Here is a 17,547-nt window from a genome sequence, read left to right on the forward strand (position 1 = left end):
CCCAGAAACGGCGCGGGATGCAAGATGAAGCCCATTGGTCTGCGACTTGACGCCACTTCATATGCCAGCCGCGAATCAATCGGTTAGAATGCACACCCAAATTACCCCGATCCTTGAGGACCGCCATGTTCAGCCGTGATTTGACCATTGCCAAGTACGACGCCGAGCTCTTCGAAGCCATGCAGCAAGAAGCTCTGCGCCAGGAAGAGCATATCGAGCTGATCGCTTCGGAAAACTACACCAGCCCGGCAGTCATGGAAGCCCAGGGCTCGGTCCTGACCAACAAGTACGCCGAAGGCTACCCAGGCAAGCGCTACTACGGCGGTTGCGAGTACGTCGACGTCGTCGAGCAACTGGCCATCGACCGTGCCAAGGAGCTGTTCGGCGCCGACTACGCCAACGTACAGCCGCACGCTGGCTCCCAGGCCAACGCTGCCGTCTACCTGGCCCTGCTGTCTGCCGGTGACACCATCCTGGGCATGAGCCTGGCCCACGGTGGCCACCTGACCCACGGTGCTTCGGTAAGCTCCTCGGGCAAGCTGTACAACGCCATTCAGTACGGCATCGACGGCAATGGCCTGATCGACTACGACGAAGTCGAGCGCCTGGCTGTCGAGCACAAGCCCAAGATGATCGTTGCCGGCTTCTCGGCCTACTCGCAGGTTCTGGACTTCGCCCGCTTCCGCGCCATCGCCGACAAGGTCGGTGCCTACCTGTTCGTCGACATGGCCCACGTTGCCGGCCTGGTTGCCGCTGGCGTGTACCCGAACCCTGTTCCGTTCGCCGACGTGGTCACCACCACCACCCACAAGACCCTGCGCGGCCCGCGCGGCGGCCTGATCCTGGCCCGTGCCAACGCCGACATCGAGAAGAAGCTGAACTCCGCCGTCTTCCCGGGCGCCCAGGGCGGCCCGCTGGAGCACGTCATCGCGGCCAAGGCCATCTGCTTCAAGGAAGCCCTGCAGCCAGAGTTCAAGGCTTACCAGCAGCAAGTCGTGAAGAACGCCCAGGCCATGGCCAGCGTGTTCATCGAGCGCGGTTTCGACGTGGTTTCCGGTGGCACCCAGAACCACCTGTTCCTGCTGTCGCTGATCAAGCAGGAAATCTCCGGTAAGGATGCTGACGCCGCCCTGGGCAAAGCTTTCATCACCGTCAACAAGAACTCGGTACCGAACGACCCGCGTTCGCCGTTCGTTACCTCGGGCCTGCGTTTCGGCACCCCAGCCGTTACCACCCGTGGTTTCAAGGAAGCCGAGTGCAAGGAACTGGCAAGCTGGATCTGCGACATCCTGGCCGACCTGAACAACGAAGCGGTGATCGACGCCGTCCGTGAGAAGGTCAAGGCCATCTGCAAGAAGCTGCCGGTTTACGGCAACTGATTGGCGCTTGCCTGAAGTGAAAAAGCCCGGCCCAGTGCCGGGCTTTTTCGTGAACGGACCATGAAACACGTTCGCAGGCCTGATACACATCCTGTGGGAGCGGGCGTGCCCGCGAAGAAGGCTACGCGGTGGATGGCACCGACTGCGCCGGTGTTCGCGGGCCCGCCCGCTCCCACAGGGAATGATTTCGAGCAGCGACGTGCCATCACGTATTACCCTGTTTGACACCACCAACCACAGGCCACACCTTGACCAGAGAACAACTCGAAACCCGGCAGATCCCCATCTACTTCGCCGCCGTACTGGCCGCGATCGTTTTCGGCCTGCTGGCCAGCGACACTGCGCGCCAGCTTGAAGCCCTGATCACCCCCGCCATCGCCGTGCTGATGTACGCGATGTTCCTGCAAATACCCTTCCTCGACCTGCGCCAGGGCCTGGGTAACCGCCGCTTCATCACGGCCCTGCTACTGGCCAATTTCATTCTCGTTCCGCTGCTTGTCTGGGCCATCACCCGCGGGCTGGTGGAACACCCGGCGATCCTCGTCGGGGCCTTGCTGGTGCTGCTTACGCCCTGCATCGACTACGTGGTGGTGTTCACCCACATTGGCAAAGGCGACTCACGCCTGACCCTGGCCGCAACCCCCGTGTTATTGCTGGCGCAACTGGTGATGCTGCCGGTGTACCTGGCCCTGATGCTGGGTGGCAGCAGCCAGGTGGCAATCTCCATCACCCCGTTCGTGGAAGCCTTCGTGCTGTTGATCGTGTTGCCGATGGCCCTCGCGGTACTCACCAGCGCCGGTGCCCGGCGCTCGCGCGCAATCGCGACCTGGAACGACGCCTGGGCGTGGTTGCCGGTGCCGGCGATGGCCTTGGTGCTGATGGTGGTGATCGCTTCGCAGATTGTCGTGGTACTGCGTGATTTCGACCGTTTGCTGCCGGTGGTTCCGGTATACATCGGCTTCATGCTGCTGGCCCCGGTGCTCGGCTTCATCTGTGCGCGCCTGCTGCGCCTGCCGGCCAGCGAGGCACGCTCGGTAACCTTCAGTGCAGCCACGCGCAACTCGCTGGTGGTGCTGCCGCTGGCGCTGGCATTGCCAGAAGAGATGCGCGGGTTGGCGGCAGCAGCCGTGATCACGCAAACCCTGGTAGAGCTGGTGAGCGAACTGATCTATGTACGGGCGGTACCACGGTTTGTGCGTTGACCCGTGGTACTCGTCATAGAGAAAAGGACTATTCGGGGCACACGGCGAACACCTGCACCTCTACCAGGTAGCCAGCCCCCAGGTCGGCGCCCACGCAGGCCCGCACCGGTTTTGCACAGCCTTGCAACCAGGCGTCGTACACTTCGTTGACCAGGTCGAAGTGGCGGTAGTCGGCCAGCCACATCTGAACCCGCGTCAGCTGCGCCTTGCCGACGTTGGCCTGCACCATCAGGCCGTCGATCACGCTCAGCGCCTGACGCAACTGCCCCTGCACATCCTGTTGCAGGTCGTCGGCCACGATGCCTGCCGTTTCGAACAGGCCCCTGTAACTGACCGCCAGTGACATCCGCGCGCTTGATCCGTAGCGAGTGATCATCGAGGTACCCTCCCCCTCAACCCATCTGGTTGAAGCAGACGACTTTGGGTTGGGTCATGTCCTCGTAGGCAAACCGCACCCCCTCACGCCCAAGACTCCCATACTTGGCGCCACCAAATGGCATGGCATCGAAGCGGTAGTCGGAAGAGTCGTTGATCATTACACCGCCGGCCTCGATACGCCGGGCCAGGCTCAACGCCAGCGACAGGTCGCGGGTGAACACACCGGCATGCAAGCTGTACTCCGGGGCATTGGCCAGCGCTATCGCCTGCTCGACAGTCTCGAAGGGCGCCAGCATCACCACCGGCGCAAAAACCTCCTCAAGCCACAGCCGGCTGACGGGGTCCACGCTTTCGAGCACTGTCGGCGCATAGACCGCCCCCTGACGCTGGTGGCCGCAGAGCAGGCGGGCACCACCCTCAAGCGCCTGGTTGACGCGTTCTTCGATCTGCCGTGCAGCCGCTTCGGTGATCATCGGCCCCATATCGGTTTCGCGCCGGCCCGGATCGCCCCAGACCATCGCCTGAGTCAATGCCACGAAGCGTGCACGAAACGCTTCGTAGATCGAGGCATCTATGAGAATGCGCTGGGTGCCGATGCAGTTCTGCCCGGCCGCCCAGAACGCGCCCGACACACACGACTCGACAGTGGCTTCCAGCTCGCAGTCCTTGAGCACCAGCACCGGGGCGTTGCCGCCAAGGTCCATGGCAAGCTTTTTCAAGCCAGCCCCGTGCGCAATCTTTTCGCCCGTCGCGAAACCGCCCGTAAAGGAAACCATGCGCACCTCACGCACAGCCACCAGCGCCTTGCCCAGTTCGGCGCCCCCTGTGGCTACAGTGACGACGGCCTCCGGCAACCCTGCCTCCACCAGGTACTGCACCAGTTTCAGGGCAGAAAGCGGGGCCAGTTCCGAAGGTTTCAGAATGACCGCATTGCCCCCTGCAAGTGCTGGCCCCAGCTTGTGCGCCACCAGGTTGAGCGGGTCGTTGTACGGGGTAATGGCCAGGATCAACCCCAACGGCTCGCGGGTGAACCAGCCCTGACGCGATTCGGAGCCCTCATAGGCATCGAAAGGCACCACCTCACCGGCGTTGCGCCGCGCCTCTTCGGCAGACAGCTTGAGCGTGTTGATGCAGCGTTTGACCTCTTTCTCGGCCTGGCGCAGGGTCTTGCCCGCTTCATCGACGATCAGGCCGGCAAAGTCTGCCGCATCCCGTTCAATGAGCTGAGCGGCGTGTTCCAAAATAGCTGCCCGACGGTGCCGGGGCAGCGCCGCACTTTCACGCATACCCTGACGGGCAAGGGCGAGCAAGGCAGGCACCGCTTCTGCGCCGAGGTTGTCGACGCTGCCAACCAGGCTGCCATCGAAGGGGTTGTACACATCGATCAAGGCGGGTTGCTGAACAAGCGCCCGCGATATGGAAGTCAGGCTCATGAACGTTGCTCCTCAGGCCGAATGGCCGGCCGCGTGAATGGCGACAATGTCCGACAGCAGGGCAAAAGCCGTTTCGATGCGCCCCGCCCCCGGGCCGGACACGGTTACAGCCCCCAGCAACTCGGTGTCGAACGCCAGCGCATTGGTGGCGCCCGAAATACCCGCCAAGGGGTGATGGCCAGGCAGCAGCTTCGCTTCGACGCTGGCTCGCACCGAACCATCGGCTTCACGGCGGGCGCTGCCGATCAGCTTCCAGCGCTCGCCCGCCGCCCGTGCCCGCTCGATAGCCGCGCTGTCGATGGCACTGATACCGCTGCAGGCCACATCACCCACCTGCAGACAGGCGCCGAGCAACTCATTGGCGAGGATCACCACCTTCAGGCGTACGTCATGGCCTTCCACATCGGCGGTCGGGTCAGCCTCGGCAAAGCCAAGCGCTTGTGCCTGGGCCACTGCCTCGTTGAAGCCAAGCCCTTCCTCCATGCGCGTGAGCACATAGTTCGAGGTCCCGTTGAGAATGCCCTCGAAACCCACCAGGCCCGCGCCCGCCAGGGTCTGGCGCGCCATGCGCAGCACCGGTGTGCCGCTCATCACGGCGCCTTCGTATTCGAACGACACATTGTTGGCCTTGGCCAAGGCCTTGAGCGCCTGGGCATGCAAGGCAATCGGCCCCTTGTTGGTGGTGACCACATGCTTGCCCGCCTCCAGCGCCCAGCGGCAGAAGGTTGCCGCCGGTTCACCGTCCTTGGGGTTGGTGAATGTGGCCTCGGCGATGATGTCGGCGCCTGATTGCTTGATCACCGCCTCATTGAACGCCTCAGCCGAACCTTGAGGGATTTGCGCCAGCGCGCCCTTCTGGGCCGGCAGCGCGGCCAGCATGGCGGCATCCAGGCCGTCGCGGTCGATCACCGACCCCAGGAACAAGTCGGTGACACCAACGATTTTCAGGCCAAAGCCCAACTCTTGCTGCCAGCGCGCATTGCGTTCGGCGATCAGTTGGGCAAGAGCGCGGTTAACGCCACCAAAGCCAACGAGTGCAATTTTGTATTCGGTCATGGTTTGCTGTCCTGTCCAGGCAGTGGGTCGATGAGGGCTAGCGTAAGAGCCGTGCACTGCCAGTTGAATATGGCAATCCGCTGTATTTATTGGCCAATCTGGCCAGTGCAAAGCGCGCACCTGCGCCAGGGCAAAACGCACAACGCCGCCTGGGCGCGAACCCAGGCGGCGTTGTGCTAGCCAATGCAAAGACGCGGTTCAGACCACCGCGGCCAGGACGAACGAAGTCACCGTGTTCTCCACCCCGGGCATGGCAGCGATTTCCTTCCACACATGATGCACCCGCTCCGGGCTGGAGGCCTCGACGCGCAACATCAGGTCGAACTCGCCGCTGAGCACTTCACACTGGATCACCTCAGGGATCTGGCGAAGCGCATCGAGTACCGCGTCACCGCGCATGCGGTCATAGCGGTAGACGAAGATCACCGCGTTGATCAACGACGCCGGCCGTCTGCCCTCACCGATGCGCAGGGTGTAGCCCTGAATGGCGCCGTCGCGCTCCAGGCGCTCGATGCGCTGGCGTACCGCATTGCGCGACAGGTTCACCTTCAACCCCAATTCGGCGTGGGCGATACGCGCATTGGCGGTGAGCTCGGCGAGAATGCGCTCGTCCAGGGGGTCGAGGATGCGCTTCATCGCCCAGCCTGCAACCGAGTCAACAAGGCATGAACACCGGCCAGGTCGTCAGCTGCCAACAGCGGCCCATCGCCCGCTGTGCCGACCGCGCCGGCGGGCACCTCACCGTGCCAGGCCCCCAGCTCCGCCAGCAGCTCGGCAGACTTTTCGGGGGCAAACTGCCCCAGCGTGACAATGGGCGCACCGATGTTGCGCCGGTGCAGGCGCCCGGCGAATACCCCTGTCGCGGCATGAGGGTCTACTGCGCTGCCCGTTTCGTGGAACAGCGTGACAATTTCTTCGCGAATCAGCGCGTCGTCCACGGCATAGGAGTCGAACAGCATGCGCGCATGCAACCACTGGCGGTTGCCGATGCTCAGCTCGCCGCACGCCTCGAAGTGCTCCATCAGTGCCCGGGTCGCCCCGCCATCGCGGTCATACAGTTCCCAGACAAAGCGCTCCAGGTTGGAGAACAGCGAAAAGTCCATGACCGGTGACAAGGTCTGGCTGGTTGAGCCACGGCTGTAGCGGTTGCAGTGGATGAACCGGTGCAAGGCATCGTTGCGGTTGGTGGAGACGATGATCTGGTTGATCGGCAGGCCCATTTTCTGGGCAATGAACCCCGCGTAGATCTCGGCAAAACTGGCCGTGGGGATGCTGAACCCGACCGGGCGTATGCCGCCACCGAGCTGCAGCGCCGCATGGAAATAGAACACGATCTGCGCCAGCACACCGACCCAGTTGGTGGAGTTGAAGCTGACCGGAATCAGCCCGGGGCATGGCCAGTCACGCAGCAGCGCCGACACCAGCGACTGGCAATCGTCAAAGCTGCCATCCACGGCCACGCAGCTCACGCTGTCGGACGCGGCGCTGCGCATCACTGCCGCGCGGTCGGCGGGCGTGCCTGCGCTGGGGTATAGCGCCAGCAAGCCTGCTGCAGGGCAATGCCGCAGCGCCTCGATAGCCGCTACTGCGGTATCGCCGTTGCTGGCACCGACCAGCATGACCCGCTCGCACTCCGCCCCCAGAAAGTGCCGGACAAAGCGCGCCTGCAACTGCGCGGCAAAGTCCTTGGAGGACCGGGTAGGCCCATGGAAAAGCTGCAGGATCCATTCGTTATGGCCAAGCTGCTGCAACGGCGCAATGCCGCGGTGGCGGAACCCGCGATAGCTGTCGCTGACCAGCGCCCTGAGCGTAGGCTCGTCGAGGGTATCGCCGACAAACGGTGCCATTACCCGCCAGGCCAGTTCGTCGAAGGGCAACCACGACCAGCTGGCAATTTCCTGTGGGCTGAACACCGGCACCGAGGTGGGCACATAAAGCCCGCCATCATCGGCCAGGCCAGAAAGCAATGCCGTGCGGAAATCGACCCGTGTCTCGTTGCCGCGCGTGGATGTGTACTGCATCGGTGCTCCAGATAGCTACGTAAATTAACGATGCGCCATGGCCACCAGCCAATGGCTGAACGCCTGGGCATCGGGGGACAACGCTTCACCCAGGCCGCGTACCAGGAAAAACGACTCGCTTGCCTCGATACGCTGGGCAAAGGGAGCGACCAGCCGCCCCTCCTGCAGCAGCTCCTCTACCAGCGACGAGCGTGCCAGCGCCACCCCCAGCCCCAGCTCCGCCATGCGCAGGGTCGACACCAGCGTGTCGAACTGCAGGCCGCTGGAAGAATCGACCTGATCGGCACCGACCCGCTCCAGCCAGTAGCCCCACCCCTCCTCGTAACCCAGCACATGCAGCAACGGCACACGGGCCAGGTCGCGCGGGTCGCGCAGCGGGCAACCGGCCAGCAGCGCGGGTGCGCACACCGGCACCAGCACGTCGCGGGTCAGGCGCTGCGCCTCTACGCCAGCCCACTGCCCGCTGCCCCAGCGGATTTCCAGATCATCTTCGGCATCCAGCTCCTTGACCCACAGGTTGCTGATGTAGCGGATGTCCACCTGCGGGTGCGAACGCCGGAAGTCGGCCAGCCGGGGGGCCAGCCAGAAGTGCAGGAACGACAGGCTGCCCCGTACCTTCAGGGGCCGACGCTGGCGTTGCCCGAAGATTTCATTGGTGCCTACCGCAAGGCGGCTGATGGCGTCCTGCACCACCGGCAGGTAGGACTGCCCTTCTTCGGTCAGCCCCAGGCCGCGCGGCAGGCGCTTGAACAGCGCCACACCCAATTGGCTTTCCAGGTGACGAATCTGCTGGCTCACGGCCCCTTGGGTAAGGTGCAGCTCTTCTGCCGCATGGGTGAAGTTCAAGTAACGCGCCGACACTTCGAAGGCTCTCAGCCAGTTCAGGGGGGGAGGGTTTTCTGAGTCATCGGCGGCATCTCGTGGCTAGGTTCCGGTGGCCTAGTATCACCTGCTCAGGCGGCCTCGGAACCTGGGGCGACAATTTCCACCGGGCCCGTACGGCGGCTGCGGTACTTGCACGTCAGCCAATAGGCCAGGTAGCACCAGGCAATGAAGGGCAAGCCGAAGTACAGGGCAACCCGCTGAGCTGGGTCGAAGGCAATGCCGACGCAGGCCAGTACGCAGCAGAAAATGGCCCCCAGTGGTACGAAGGGGTAGCCACGCACCCGGAACTTGAGGTCCTCGAGCTTGCCGCCGCTGGCGATGTAATGACGGCGGAATGCGATCTGGCTGGCCGCGATGCTGATCCACACCACCACCACGGCCAACCCTGAAATCGACACCAGCGCCAGGTAGATGGTGTCGGGGGCAAACACACTGCTCAACAGCGAAGCCATGCCGCCAGCCATGCTCAGCACGATCGCATTGAAGGGTGTGCCGCGGCGCGACAGCGTGGCGTAACGGCGGGGCATGTTGCCTTGGTCGCTAAGGGTCCAGAGCATGCGCGAAGCGGCGTAGAGGCCGGAGTTGGCGGCAGACAGCAGCGCGGTGATGATGACGAAGTTCATGATATCGGCCGCATACGGGATACCAATCATCGCAAAGACCATCACGAACGGGCTTTCAATAACCCCGGCCTGTTCACGCGGCAGCAAGGTGGCCACTACAAAGATGGTGCCGATGAAGAACAGCGCCAGGCGCAGGACCGTGGTGCGAATGGCCTTGGGCACGTTCTTTTCCGGGTCTTTGGTTTCGCCGGCAGCGATGCCGATCAGCTCGGTACCCGAGAACGCGAAGGCCACTGCCAGCAGGGTCATTGCAATGGACCAGAAACCGGTGGGGAACAACCCTTCACGGGTGAAATTGCCCAGCCCTGCACTGTGCGCCTGCTGGATCTCGAAGCCACCCAGAATGGCCCCGCCGCCCACCACCAGAAAGGCGATGACGGCCAACACCTTGACCAGTGACAACCAGAATTCGGTTTCGGCGAACGATCGCACCGAAATGATATTGCTGATGAACACCGCAGCGCCGAACAGCGCACTCCACATCCATACCGGCGTGTCGGGGAACCAGCGCACCATCAGGATGCCCGCGGCGGTGAATTCGGAGCCGATGGCCACCGTCCAGGTCAGCCAGTACATCCAGGCCACCATGTAACCGGTGCCAGGGCCGAGGTAACGCGTGGCGTAACTGCTGAACGAGCCGACTTCCGGCATGTGTACCGCCAGCTCACCCAGGCACATCATGACCAGGTACACCATGATTGCGCCAAGTATGTAGGCGATGACCGCGCCCAACGGGCCGGCCTGGTTAACGGTGTAGCCCGACGTGAGAAACAGGCCGGTGCCTATCACTCCGCCCAGCGCCAGCATGACGATGTGGCGGGTTTGCATATCCTGCTTGAAGGTATGCGCCGAGGCATTTCTAGTTGTGGTTGTCTGCACGGACATTGTGGGTTACTCATGAAAGTTGGCGGGCAAGGACGTAGCAACGACCTCGTCTTGGCAGAGCGAATCGAGTTGCCTTGCATATTGTTTTTGTTCGACTTCATGAAGTGGCACCCACCACACGGGTGGGTGCTACGCGCCAGCCTCAGGCCTGCACCGGGCTCTGGCAGGCGTCTGCGTCAGCGTGCAATTCCTTTGCGACGGCCAGTTCCTCACGCACCGATGCACAGGCCTGTGCCAGGTCCGCCAGCAGGTCATCGGTTTCCTCGATGCCCACTGAAATGCGCACCAGCCCTTCGGAAATGCCCAGCGCCAGGCGCTCTTCCAAAGTGTTCTCGACATGGCTGGTGGTGCGCGCCGGGCCATAGATGGTCTCTACCGCGCCGAGGTTGCCGGCCCGGTGGGCATACTTCAGCCGCGGCAGCAAACGGGCCACGGTCGGCATGCCGCCCTTCAGCACGAAGCTGACAATGGCGCCAAACCCGCGCATTTGCGCCTTGGCAATGGCATGCCCGGCATGCGCCGGCAAACCTGGGTAGTTCACCGCTTCAACCAGCGGCTCGGTGCTCAGGTAAAGGGCCAACGCCATGGCACTGGCTTGCTGCTGGCGCAGGCGCACTGCCAGGGTCTTGATACCGCGGATGATCAGGTAGGCCGAGAACGGGTCCAGCGCCGCACCGTTGATTTCCCGGTAGTGCCGCACCTGGGCCATCAACGCCTCCGCACCGCACACCACCCCACCCAGCACGTCACCATGCCCGGACAGAAACTTGGTTGCGCTGTGCACCACCACATCCACGCCCAGCGCCAGCGGGTTCTGGTTCAGTGGGGTGGCAAAGGTGTTGTCGGCCACCACCAGCGCCCCCACCTTGTGCGCAGCGGCGCTCAGCCGACGAATGTCCAGCACCTTCAGCGTCGGGTTGGTGGGGGTTTCCAGGTACAGCAGGTCGCAACCGGCGGCAATCTCGCGCTCCAGCGCTTCAGTGTCCAGGGTATCGCACAGGCACACTTGCACGCCCATGCGCGGCAGAAACTCTTCGAAGATCTTGTTGGTGCCGCCATAGCTGTCGCGGGTCGACACCACGCGTTTGCCGTTGGACAGGAAGGTGTGCAGCACGGCACTGATGGCCGCCATGCCACTGCTGAACGCGACTGCCGACTCGGCTTGCTCCAGTTCGGCCAGTTTTGCTTCCAGCGTGGCGACCGTGGGGTTGCTCATGCGGCTGTAGATGAAGCCCGGCTGCTTGCCCTGCGCCACGTCGTACCAGGCATCGATATCGTTATAGCCATAAGCGGCGCTGACCACGATCGGGGTCTGCGTGGCGTTGTACGGGTGCTGTACCTGTTCCCCGCTCCACACAACCCGCGTCCCCACACCGGCCGCAGCATTGCCCTCGATTTTTTCGTTGTTGTTCATATCCGGTTCCCGCCCAGCTGAGTTGTGTACACCGATGCAGCATCGGCCTTCAGCGGACTATAGGGAGATGACGGAGGCCTGAAAAACGATGGAATCCGGGTCTGACTGGCGTTTTTTTTAATGGCTGCGGGCCGGACGCTGCAAAAGCCGCCCGGCCACGTGGGCGCTTAGGCCAGGTTGCGCTTCAGCTCGGCGATATGCTCCGGGCCGATGCCACAGCAACCGCCGACCATGCTGGCACCACGCGCACGCCAGTCCTTGGCCCATGCCAGGTAACCCGGCGGATCGAGGTCTTCGCGCAGTTCGTCCAGGCCATCGTTGGCAGTGGCTTCTTTGGGCTGCGGCGGGAAGGCGTTGGCATAGGCACCAATGGCAATCTCGGCGTTGTGTCGCTCGATGACCGAGCGCGCGACATCAATGGCGGCGCCGATCACCTCCGGCTGGCTGCAGTTGAACAACACCGCAGCCACGCCCAGGCTGACTGCGGCTTCGATGGCTTCGGCCACCGGTTCACCGGAACGCAGGCGCGGAACCTCGTCGACGTCCTCGTCCTGCAGGGTGAAGGACACCCAGAACGGCCTGCCGTCTGCCGGCAAATGGCTATGAATGGCCCGCACTTCGGCCACGGAACTCTGGGTTTCGGCCAGCCACAGGTCAACATGCGGGGCCAGGCCCTGGAGCAACGGGGTCAGCACCTCTGCCACACGCTCGGGCTGGAACAGGTCTGGGCGGTAGGACCCGAACAGCGGCGGCAGCGAACCGGCCACCCTGACCGGGTGCGCGCCGCTATCTGCCGCGTGCCGCGCAAGCTGGCCTGCGATATGGGCCAGCTGTCGCCCTTCGGCGGCAAAGCGTTCTTCACCGATGTGGAACGGCACTACCGCATAGCTGTTGCTGGTGATGACCTGCGCACCCGCCTCGATGAAGGCTGCATGCACACCCACGACCGCCTCCGGCGCCTCGCTCAGCGCCAGCGCCGACCACTCGGGCTGGCGAAACGGTGCACCACTGCGCTGCAGCTCTCGGCCCATGCCGCCGTCCAGAATTACCATCGTTCGCTCTGCCATATAACTTCTCTGAAGGTTCTTATGAATAAAATTCATTATGGGGATTGGCGGTTATAACTATTAAATACCCTATCACCCATTTGCCCAACATATCAGGTATGTACATGCGATTTTCTTCTCTGCTGGGTGCGGGCCTTGTACTGCTCGCAACTGCCACCCAAGCCTTTGCTGGCGCCACGTTGGAGCGGGTTGAATCGCGCAAGGAAATGGTCAACGTGCTGATGGAAAGCTACCCGCCGTTTTCCTTCCTCAATGACCACAACCAGCTCGACGGTTACGACGTGGACGTAGCCAAGGCAGTGGCCGACAAGCTCGGCGTCAAACTGCGCCTGGAAACACCGTCCTGGGACGTGATTGCCGCTGGCCGCTGGAGCGGGCGCTACGACATCTGCATTTGCTCGATGACCCCGAGCAAGGCGCGCGCCGAGGTGTTCGACTTCCCCGTGGAGTACTACGCTTCGCCCGCCGTGATCGTGGTCAATGCCTCGGATGAGCGCATCCATGGCGCCAAAGACCTGGAAGGCCGCAAGGTGGGTTCGATCAGTGCATCGAGCTACGAAAGCTACCTGAACAAGAACCTGGTCATTGAAGGCAAGGAAGACCAGAAGATCGATTACCCGTTCGACTTCGTGCAGGCTGCGCCCTACGACACTGAAAACGTCGCCTTCCAGGACTTGGGCCTGGGCACTGGCGTGCGCCTGGACGCCATCATTACCAACCTGGTGACCGCGCAGCCGCGCCTGCAGCAAGACAAGCGCTTCAAGCTGGCCGGTGCGCCGCTGTATGAAGAGCCCAACGCGGTGGCCATCGAAAAAGGCGACCCTGAGTGGGATGCCAAGGTACGCCAGGTGTTCGCCGAGCTGAAGGCTGATGGCACCCTGGCCAAGCTGTCGCAGAAATGGATTGGCGCCGACATCAGCAAATGAGCACCTTCCCTCCCTCCCCCAAGCCCGTGGCAAAGCCTGCGGGCGCCGGCCTGTTCGGCTTTCGCACCCGGTTACTGCTGACCTGGCTGGCGTTGTTCGGGCTGTTTGTCGCCTTCTTCCTCAGCTTTGACCTGAAGTTCGCCATCATTCTGGAGAAGTTTCCCAACCTGGCCGGTTTCAAGCTGGGGCCCAATGGTTTTCTGCAAGGCGCCGCACTGACCCTGTTCCTGTGCCTGTGCTCGATGGTGGTATCCGTGCTGCTCGGCTTTGCCGCCGCGCTGGCACGGTTATCCAACAGCGCGGTGTTGGTGGGTGTGGCCAGCTTCTACACCTCGTTCTTCCGTGGCACGCCGCTGCTGATCCAGATTCTGCTGATCTACCTGGGGCTGCCGCAGGTGGGCCTGGTACCCGGCGCCATCAGCGCCGGCATCATTGCCTTGTCGCTGAACTACGGCGCCTACCTGAGCGAAATCTTCCGCGCCGGCATCCTCGGCGTGGCCCGTGGGCAGCGTGAAGCAGCATTGGCGCTGGGCATGCGCACGCCGCAGATCTTCTGCCACATCATCCTGCCCCAGGCCATGCGGGTGATCATTCCGCCCACCGCCAACCAGTTCATCTCGATGCTCAAGGATTCGTCGCTGATTTCCGTGATGGGGGTTTGGGAGGTGATGTTTCTGGCGCAGTCGTATGGGCGTTCGAGCTATCGCTACCTGGAAATGCTGACCACCGCCGCCGTGATCTACTGGGTGCTGTCGATACTGCTGGAGCTGCTGCAGGCGCGCCTGGAACGGCATTTTGGCAAGGCTTATCAGCGCTGAGGGCTGCACCCGGCCCCTTGCAGAATCATCTATGCAGGCACGACGTGCAGGAGCGCCACCAGGGCGCTCCTGCATCGACCGCGTCAACTTAAGCCGCTTTGCCGCTCACAAAGCTTTCATCTCGGCAATATCCCGCGCTACCTGGTCGGCAGAGTGGTCGAACATCGCCTGTTCCTGCGCATCCAGCGGCAACTCGATAATCCGCTCAAGCCCCTTCTCTGCCAGTACGCAGGGCACACCCATGGCGATATCCGTTCGCCCATACTCGCCCTCAAGAATCGCCACCGCCGGCAAAATACGGTTCCGCCCATTGGCGATCGCATCGACCATCTGCGCAATGGCCACGCCCGGTGCATCGCAAGCGCTCCCCATCTTCTTCAACCCCAGAATCTCGCCGCCGCCCTTACGTGTGCGTTCGACAATCTGCTCGATCTGCTCATCGGACAAGAAGTGCGACAACGGCACCGAGCCAATCTGGCAGTAGCGCATCAGCGGCACCATGCTGTCGCCATGCCCGCCCAACACCAGCGCCGTGATATCCCGTGCAGAAAACCCAGTTTGCTCAGCGATAAAACACTTCATGCGCGCGGTATCCAGCACCCCCGCCTGCCCAAACACCTTGTCGCGCCCCTGCCCGCTGACGCTCCAGGCGCGGTAGGTGAGCACATCGACCGGGTTGGACACCACCAGCACCGTCGCTGTCGGCGCGTGGTGTTTGATGTCCGCCATGATGCTGTCGAGGATTGGCAGGTTGGTACTCAATACATCCTGACGCGACTGGCCGGGCTTGCGCGGCACGCCCGCCGTGATCACCACCAGCTCGGAGCCCTCGAGCATCTCGGCTTTGGCCCCGCCGTGAACATAGGTGTCGGAACCTGAATCCACAGCCGCCTGCCAAACGTCCAGCGCCTTGCCTTGCGCCAGTTCACCCTGCACGTCCATCAACACCAGCTCACGGCACAACTCATCCCGGGCGATGATCTGCGCCGCCGCCTCGCCGACCAGGCCGGCACCCACAATCGTTAATTTGTTCACCAGACACCTCCCAGCGGCGCGCGCCACCAGGAACACGCCTGCGTATAGAGAGAAGTATTGCCTGCCGGGGCCAAATGGCCACCCAAGATGATGCGACTACCTTCACTTGACAGTATTCCACGGCAGCGCAAATACTTTGGCCAGATTCATATAGATGACCATACAACAAGGTGAATCAATCGATGAACATACTGCCCAAGTGCCCCGTCGCCACACCACCACCCGCCGGCCTCAGCGCCACGCCTCCATGCTGCCCATCTTCCGTTACCAGGCGCCCGCCTGTGAGCGGCAGCTAGCGCAAAGCCGCGTTCCCTTCCTCGAAACCGCAGCAGCAGCCGCAACGGCAGCCACCTGGCATGCCCCGTGGAAACGCCCGTCACGCCTTCAAACCCTGAGTGCACGCCAGCCCAACCGAGACTCCTTGAATGACTCCCTTAGATATACAGCTATTACTGACAGCATTGGCCAGTGTTCTGGTGCTGGTGGCGCTCATCGTTTCGCGCCTGAAAATGCACCCGCTGCTGGCCTTGCTGGTGGTGTCCATTGGCGTGGGCTTCGCGACGCATATGGCGCCAGGCAGCATCGTCTCCCACCTGCTCACCGGCGCCGGCAAGACACTGGGCGCAGTGGGGGTGGTGATTGCGCTGGGTGCGATGCTCGGCAAGATCCTGGCTGACGCTGGCGTCACGGAGCAGGTCGCGGATGTCATCCTCAAGCGCACCTCCGACCGCATGATCCCTTGGGCCATGATGCTGGTTGCCTTCGTCATTGGCATCCCCATGTTTTTCGAAGTCGGCCTGGTGATCATGCTGCCGCTGATATTCAGCGTGGCGCGCAAACTGGAAAGCAAGGCGCGCTTCAAAGGCTCGGCGTACGTGTATGTAGGTGTGCCGGTCATTTCGGCGCTTGCCGCCATGCACGGCATGGTACCGCCGCACCCAGGCCCCCTGACCGCCATCGCCGTGCTCAAGACCTCGGTTGGGCCCACCATGCTCTATGGCTTCCTTGCCGCCATTCCGGCAATGATCCTGGGCGGCCCGCTGTACGGCATGTTCATTTCACCGCGCATGAACACGCGGCCCGATCAGGCATTGCTGGACCAGTTCACACTGGCTGATAAAGCCGATGGCCAACCCCGCCCCGGGGTAATGGTCGGCATGCTGGCCGCATTGCTGCCGGCCATCCTGATGCTGGTGCATGCCGTCGCCGAGATGCTGCTGCCCAAAGGCAATGCGCTGCTGGAGATGGCCAGTTTTCTGGGCAACCCGCTGATCGCCATGCTGCTGGGCGTGCTGTTCGCCGGCGCCAGCCTGGTGCTTGCGCGCGGCGGCGACGCCGAACAGCTGCGCGATGCACTGGGCAAAAGCCTCAAGCCGATCGCCTCGATCATCATGATCATTGCCGGTGGCGGTGCCTTTCAGGAGATGCTGACCAGCGCCAAGGTTGGCGATGCCATTGTGCACCTGACCCAGCAATCTGCCTTCCCTCCCCTGATTCTGGGGTGGCTGATCGCGATGTTGCTCTCGGTGTCTACCGGTTCCGCCACGGTCGGTATCGTAGGGGCTGCCGGCTTACTGGCGCCGCTGGCAGGTGCAGACTCCAGCCTCAACCTGCCTTTGCTGGCCTTGTCCATCGGCTGCGGTTCGCTGTTCTTCAACTATGCGAACCATGCAGGCTTCTGGATGGTGAAAGAATCCTTTGGTATGACCATGGGCGAAGCCACCAAGACCATTTCGGTGGTGCAGTCTATCGTGGCGGTGGTCGGGCTGATGGTGGTGTTGATGTTGAATGCGGCCATCACCATAGGTTGAACTCGAGTCAACGGGGGCTGCGCAGCAGCCCCAATCTGGCCCCCCCTCGAGCAACGATCTGGCCTAACGCTGCAGATCCTGCTCGCTTCGTTCCATTACCTTCCCACACTGCTCACTGGCCAACCGGCTGATGATCCGGATCGCCTGATGGATACCGGCCGTGTTGCGAAAACTCAGCCGCGGGTTGTGTTCGCACTCGAGCATTTCGTCGTGCTGGACCAGGGCCTCGCCTAGCAGTTCCAGGGTCCAGGCGTAGCTTTGGATGGTGGAGAGGCGTTCTTGGTCAGACATGGCGGGCCTCCGGTTGGGTGGAGACGAAGCGGGGCTTGCTAAAGGTGAAGTAGCGCAGGGCCGTTGAGGAACGGCGGAGGAGAACGGATGCGAGGATCCTGGATGGACTTGAGATGAGCATGCATGCGGTCCTTTTCGATTGAAGCACCACGCTGACCGTCGCCAAACGATTAGGGTGGCAGCTGTACGCAGGTTGGCGAACCGAGGAAAAGGAACTCGGCAGACCCGAAGGTCTCCCACGCACAGCCGCCATTACACGAAACTGCGGACGCAAAAAAAGCGCCTGCAATCGTGGTCGGGGGCGCCGATGCGCCTTTTCGTTC

15 protein-coding genes and 1 pseudogene are annotated in these 17,547 nt (G+C 62.7%); 5 read left to right on the top strand and 11 right to left on the bottom strand.

Annotated features, from left to right (window positions below):
* The first annotated feature begins 125 nt into the window (after positions 1–125).
* Together glyA and C4Q27_RS07955 are read left to right on the top strand one after the other, a co-directional pair.
* Entirely contained in the window at positions 126–1,379 is a 1,254-nt protein-coding gene (glyA, locus tag C4Q27_RS07950; protein WP_014589625.1) for a serine hydroxymethyltransferase, read from the top strand.
* Between the two features lie 248 nt (positions 1,380–1,627).
* On the top strand, positions 1,628–2,581 hold the full coding sequence (locus C4Q27_RS07955; RefSeq protein WP_104886702.1) for an arsenic resistance protein: 954 nt from the start codon (positions 1,628–1,630) through the stop codon (positions 2,579–2,581).
* A 28-nt stretch (positions 2,582–2,609) separates the two neighbouring features.
* Here the strand turns inward: C4Q27_RS07955 and C4Q27_RS07960 are convergent, their stop codons facing one another.
* The 9 genes and pseudogenes from C4Q27_RS07960 to C4Q27_RS08000 form a co-directional block, all read right to left on the bottom strand.
* A complete protein-coding gene (locus C4Q27_RS07960) occupies positions 2,610–2,927 on the bottom strand; it encodes a RidA family protein (RefSeq protein ID WP_020193334.1) in 318 nt (105 codons plus the stop codon).
* A 46-nt stretch (positions 2,928–2,973) separates the two neighbouring features.
* Positions 2,974–4,392 carry an aldehyde dehydrogenase family protein gene (locus C4Q27_RS07965; protein WP_104886703.1) on the bottom strand — a complete coding sequence of 473 codons (1,419 nt, stop codon included), beginning with the start codon at positions 4,390–4,392 and terminating at the stop codon, positions 2,974–2,976.
* Positions 4,393–4,404: 12 nt separating this feature from the next.
* Complete coding sequence (locus C4Q27_RS07970; RefSeq protein ID WP_064492828.1) at positions 4,405–5,448, bottom strand: homoserine dehydrogenase; 1,044 nt, start codon at positions 5,446–5,448, stop codon at positions 4,405–4,407.
* Positions 5,449–5,646: 198 nt separating this feature from the next.
* Positions 5,647–6,084 carry an Lrp/AsnC family transcriptional regulator gene (locus C4Q27_RS07975; protein WP_014589620.1) on the bottom strand — a complete coding sequence of 146 codons (438 nt, stop codon included), beginning with the start codon at positions 6,082–6,084 and terminating at the stop codon, positions 5,647–5,649.
* On the bottom strand, positions 6,081–7,469 hold the full coding sequence (locus C4Q27_RS07980) for a threonine synthase (RefSeq protein WP_104886704.1): 1,389 nt from the start codon (positions 7,467–7,469) through the stop codon (positions 6,081–6,083). Before C4Q27_RS07980 ends, C4Q27_RS07975 begins: the two co-directional genes overlap by 4 nt.
* A gap of 24 nt (positions 7,470–7,493) precedes the next feature.
* A pseudogene (locus C4Q27_RS07985) lies at positions 7,494–8,377 on the bottom strand (LysR substrate-binding domain-containing protein).
* 45 nt (positions 8,378–8,422) lie between these two features.
* Positions 8,423–9,862 carry an amino acid permease gene (locus C4Q27_RS07990; RefSeq protein WP_064492826.1) on the bottom strand — a complete coding sequence of 480 codons (1,440 nt, stop codon included), beginning with the start codon at positions 9,860–9,862 and terminating at the stop codon, positions 8,423–8,425.
* 142 nt (positions 9,863–10,004) lie between these two features.
* Positions 10,005–11,276, bottom strand: coding sequence for a cystathionine gamma-synthase family protein (locus tag C4Q27_RS07995; RefSeq protein ID WP_104886707.1), 1,272 nt, complete (start codon positions 11,274–11,276; stop codon positions 10,005–10,007).
* 167 nt (positions 11,277–11,443) lie between these two features.
* Positions 11,444–12,328, bottom strand: coding sequence for a homocysteine S-methyltransferase family protein (locus tag C4Q27_RS08000; protein ID WP_177409998.1), 885 nt, complete (start codon positions 12,326–12,328; stop codon positions 11,444–11,446).
* A gap of 119 nt (positions 12,329–12,447) precedes the next feature.
* On the opposite strand from C4Q27_RS08000, the gene C4Q27_RS08005 reads away from it, so the two are divergent.
* Together C4Q27_RS08005 and C4Q27_RS08010 are read left to right on the top strand one after the other, a co-directional pair.
* Positions 12,448–13,269: an ABC transporter substrate-binding protein gene (locus C4Q27_RS08005; protein ID WP_003247511.1), complete on the top strand. Its 822-nt coding sequence runs from the start codon at positions 12,448–12,450 to the stop codon at positions 13,267–13,269.
* Entirely contained in the window at positions 13,266–14,087 is an 822-nt protein-coding gene (locus C4Q27_RS08010; protein WP_003247513.1) for an amino acid ABC transporter permease, read from the top strand. The genes C4Q27_RS08005 and C4Q27_RS08010 overlap by 4 nt, the downstream gene beginning before the upstream one ends.
* A 105-nt stretch (positions 14,088–14,192) precedes the next feature.
* On the opposite strand, the gene C4Q27_RS08015 is transcribed toward C4Q27_RS08010, so the two are convergent.
* Entirely contained in the window at positions 14,193–15,122 is a 930-nt protein-coding gene (locus tag C4Q27_RS08015) for a malate dehydrogenase (protein WP_064492824.1), read from the bottom strand.
* Between the two features lie 425 nt (positions 15,123–15,547).
* Between C4Q27_RS08015 and C4Q27_RS08025 the strand changes: the two genes are divergently transcribed.
* Positions 15,548–16,933, top strand: a complete 1,386-nt coding sequence (locus C4Q27_RS08025; protein ID WP_104886708.1) for a GntP family permease — start codon at positions 15,548–15,550, stop codon at positions 16,931–16,933.
* Positions 16,934–16,996: 63 nt separating this feature from the next.
* On the opposite strand, the gene C4Q27_RS08030 is transcribed toward C4Q27_RS08025, so the two are convergent.
* On the bottom strand, positions 16,997–17,224 hold the full coding sequence (locus C4Q27_RS08030) for a hypothetical protein (RefSeq protein ID WP_014755271.1): 228 nt from the start codon (positions 17,222–17,224) through the stop codon (positions 16,997–16,999).
* Between the last annotated feature and the right edge of the window lie 323 nt (positions 17,225–17,547).

The organism is Pseudomonas sp. SWI36 (assembly GCF_002948105.1).
Lineage (GTDB): Bacteria > Pseudomonadota > Gammaproteobacteria > Pseudomonadales > Pseudomonadaceae > Aquipseudomonas > Aquipseudomonas alloputida.

Bases quoted from the DNA above. Each gene is read 5' to 3' on its own strand.
- glyA (WP_014589625.1), top strand. From the start codon at position 126: ATGTTCAGCCGTGATTTGACCATTGCCAAGTACGACGCCGAGCTCTTC.
- C4Q27_RS07960 (WP_020193334.1), bottom strand. From the start codon at position 2,927: ATGTCACTGGCGGTCAGTTACAGGGGCCTGTTCGAAACGGCAGGCATC.
- C4Q27_RS07965 (WP_104886703.1), bottom strand. From the start codon at position 4,392: ATGAGCCTGACTTCCATATCGCGGGCGCTTGTTCAGCAACCCGCCTTG.
- C4Q27_RS07970 (WP_064492828.1), bottom strand. From the start codon at position 5,448: ATGACCGAATACAAAATTGCACTCGTTGGCTTTGGTGGCGTTAACCGC.
- C4Q27_RS07975 (WP_014589620.1), bottom strand. From the start codon at position 6,084: ATGAAGCGCATCCTCGACCCCCTGGACGAGCGCATTCTCGCCGAGCTC.
- C4Q27_RS07980 (WP_104886704.1), bottom strand. From the start codon at position 7,469: ATGCAGTACACATCCACGCGCGGCAACGAGACACGGGTCGATTTCCGC.
- C4Q27_RS07990 (WP_064492826.1), bottom strand. From the start codon at position 9,862: ATGTCCGTGCAGACAACCACAACTAGAAATGCCTCGGCGCATACCTTC.
- C4Q27_RS07995 (WP_104886707.1), bottom strand. From the start codon at position 11,276: ATGAACAACAACGAAAAAATCGAGGGCAATGCTGCGGCCGGTGTGGGG.
- C4Q27_RS08000 (WP_177409998.1), bottom strand. From the start codon at position 12,328: ATGGTAATTCTGGACGGCGGCATGGGCCGAGAGCTGCAGCGCAGTGGT.
- C4Q27_RS08005 (WP_003247511.1), top strand. From the start codon at position 12,448: ATGCGATTTTCTTCTCTGCTGGGTGCGGGCCTTGTACTGCTCGCAACT.
- C4Q27_RS08010 (WP_003247513.1), top strand. From the start codon at position 13,266: ATGAGCACCTTCCCTCCCTCCCCCAAGCCCGTGGCAAAGCCTGCGGGC.
- C4Q27_RS08025 (WP_104886708.1), top strand. From the start codon at position 15,548: ATGACTCCCTTAGATATACAGCTATTACTGACAGCATTGGCCAGTGTT.
- C4Q27_RS08030 (WP_014755271.1), bottom strand. From the start codon at position 17,224: ATGTCTGACCAAGAACGCCTCTCCACCATCCAAAGCTACGCCTGGACC.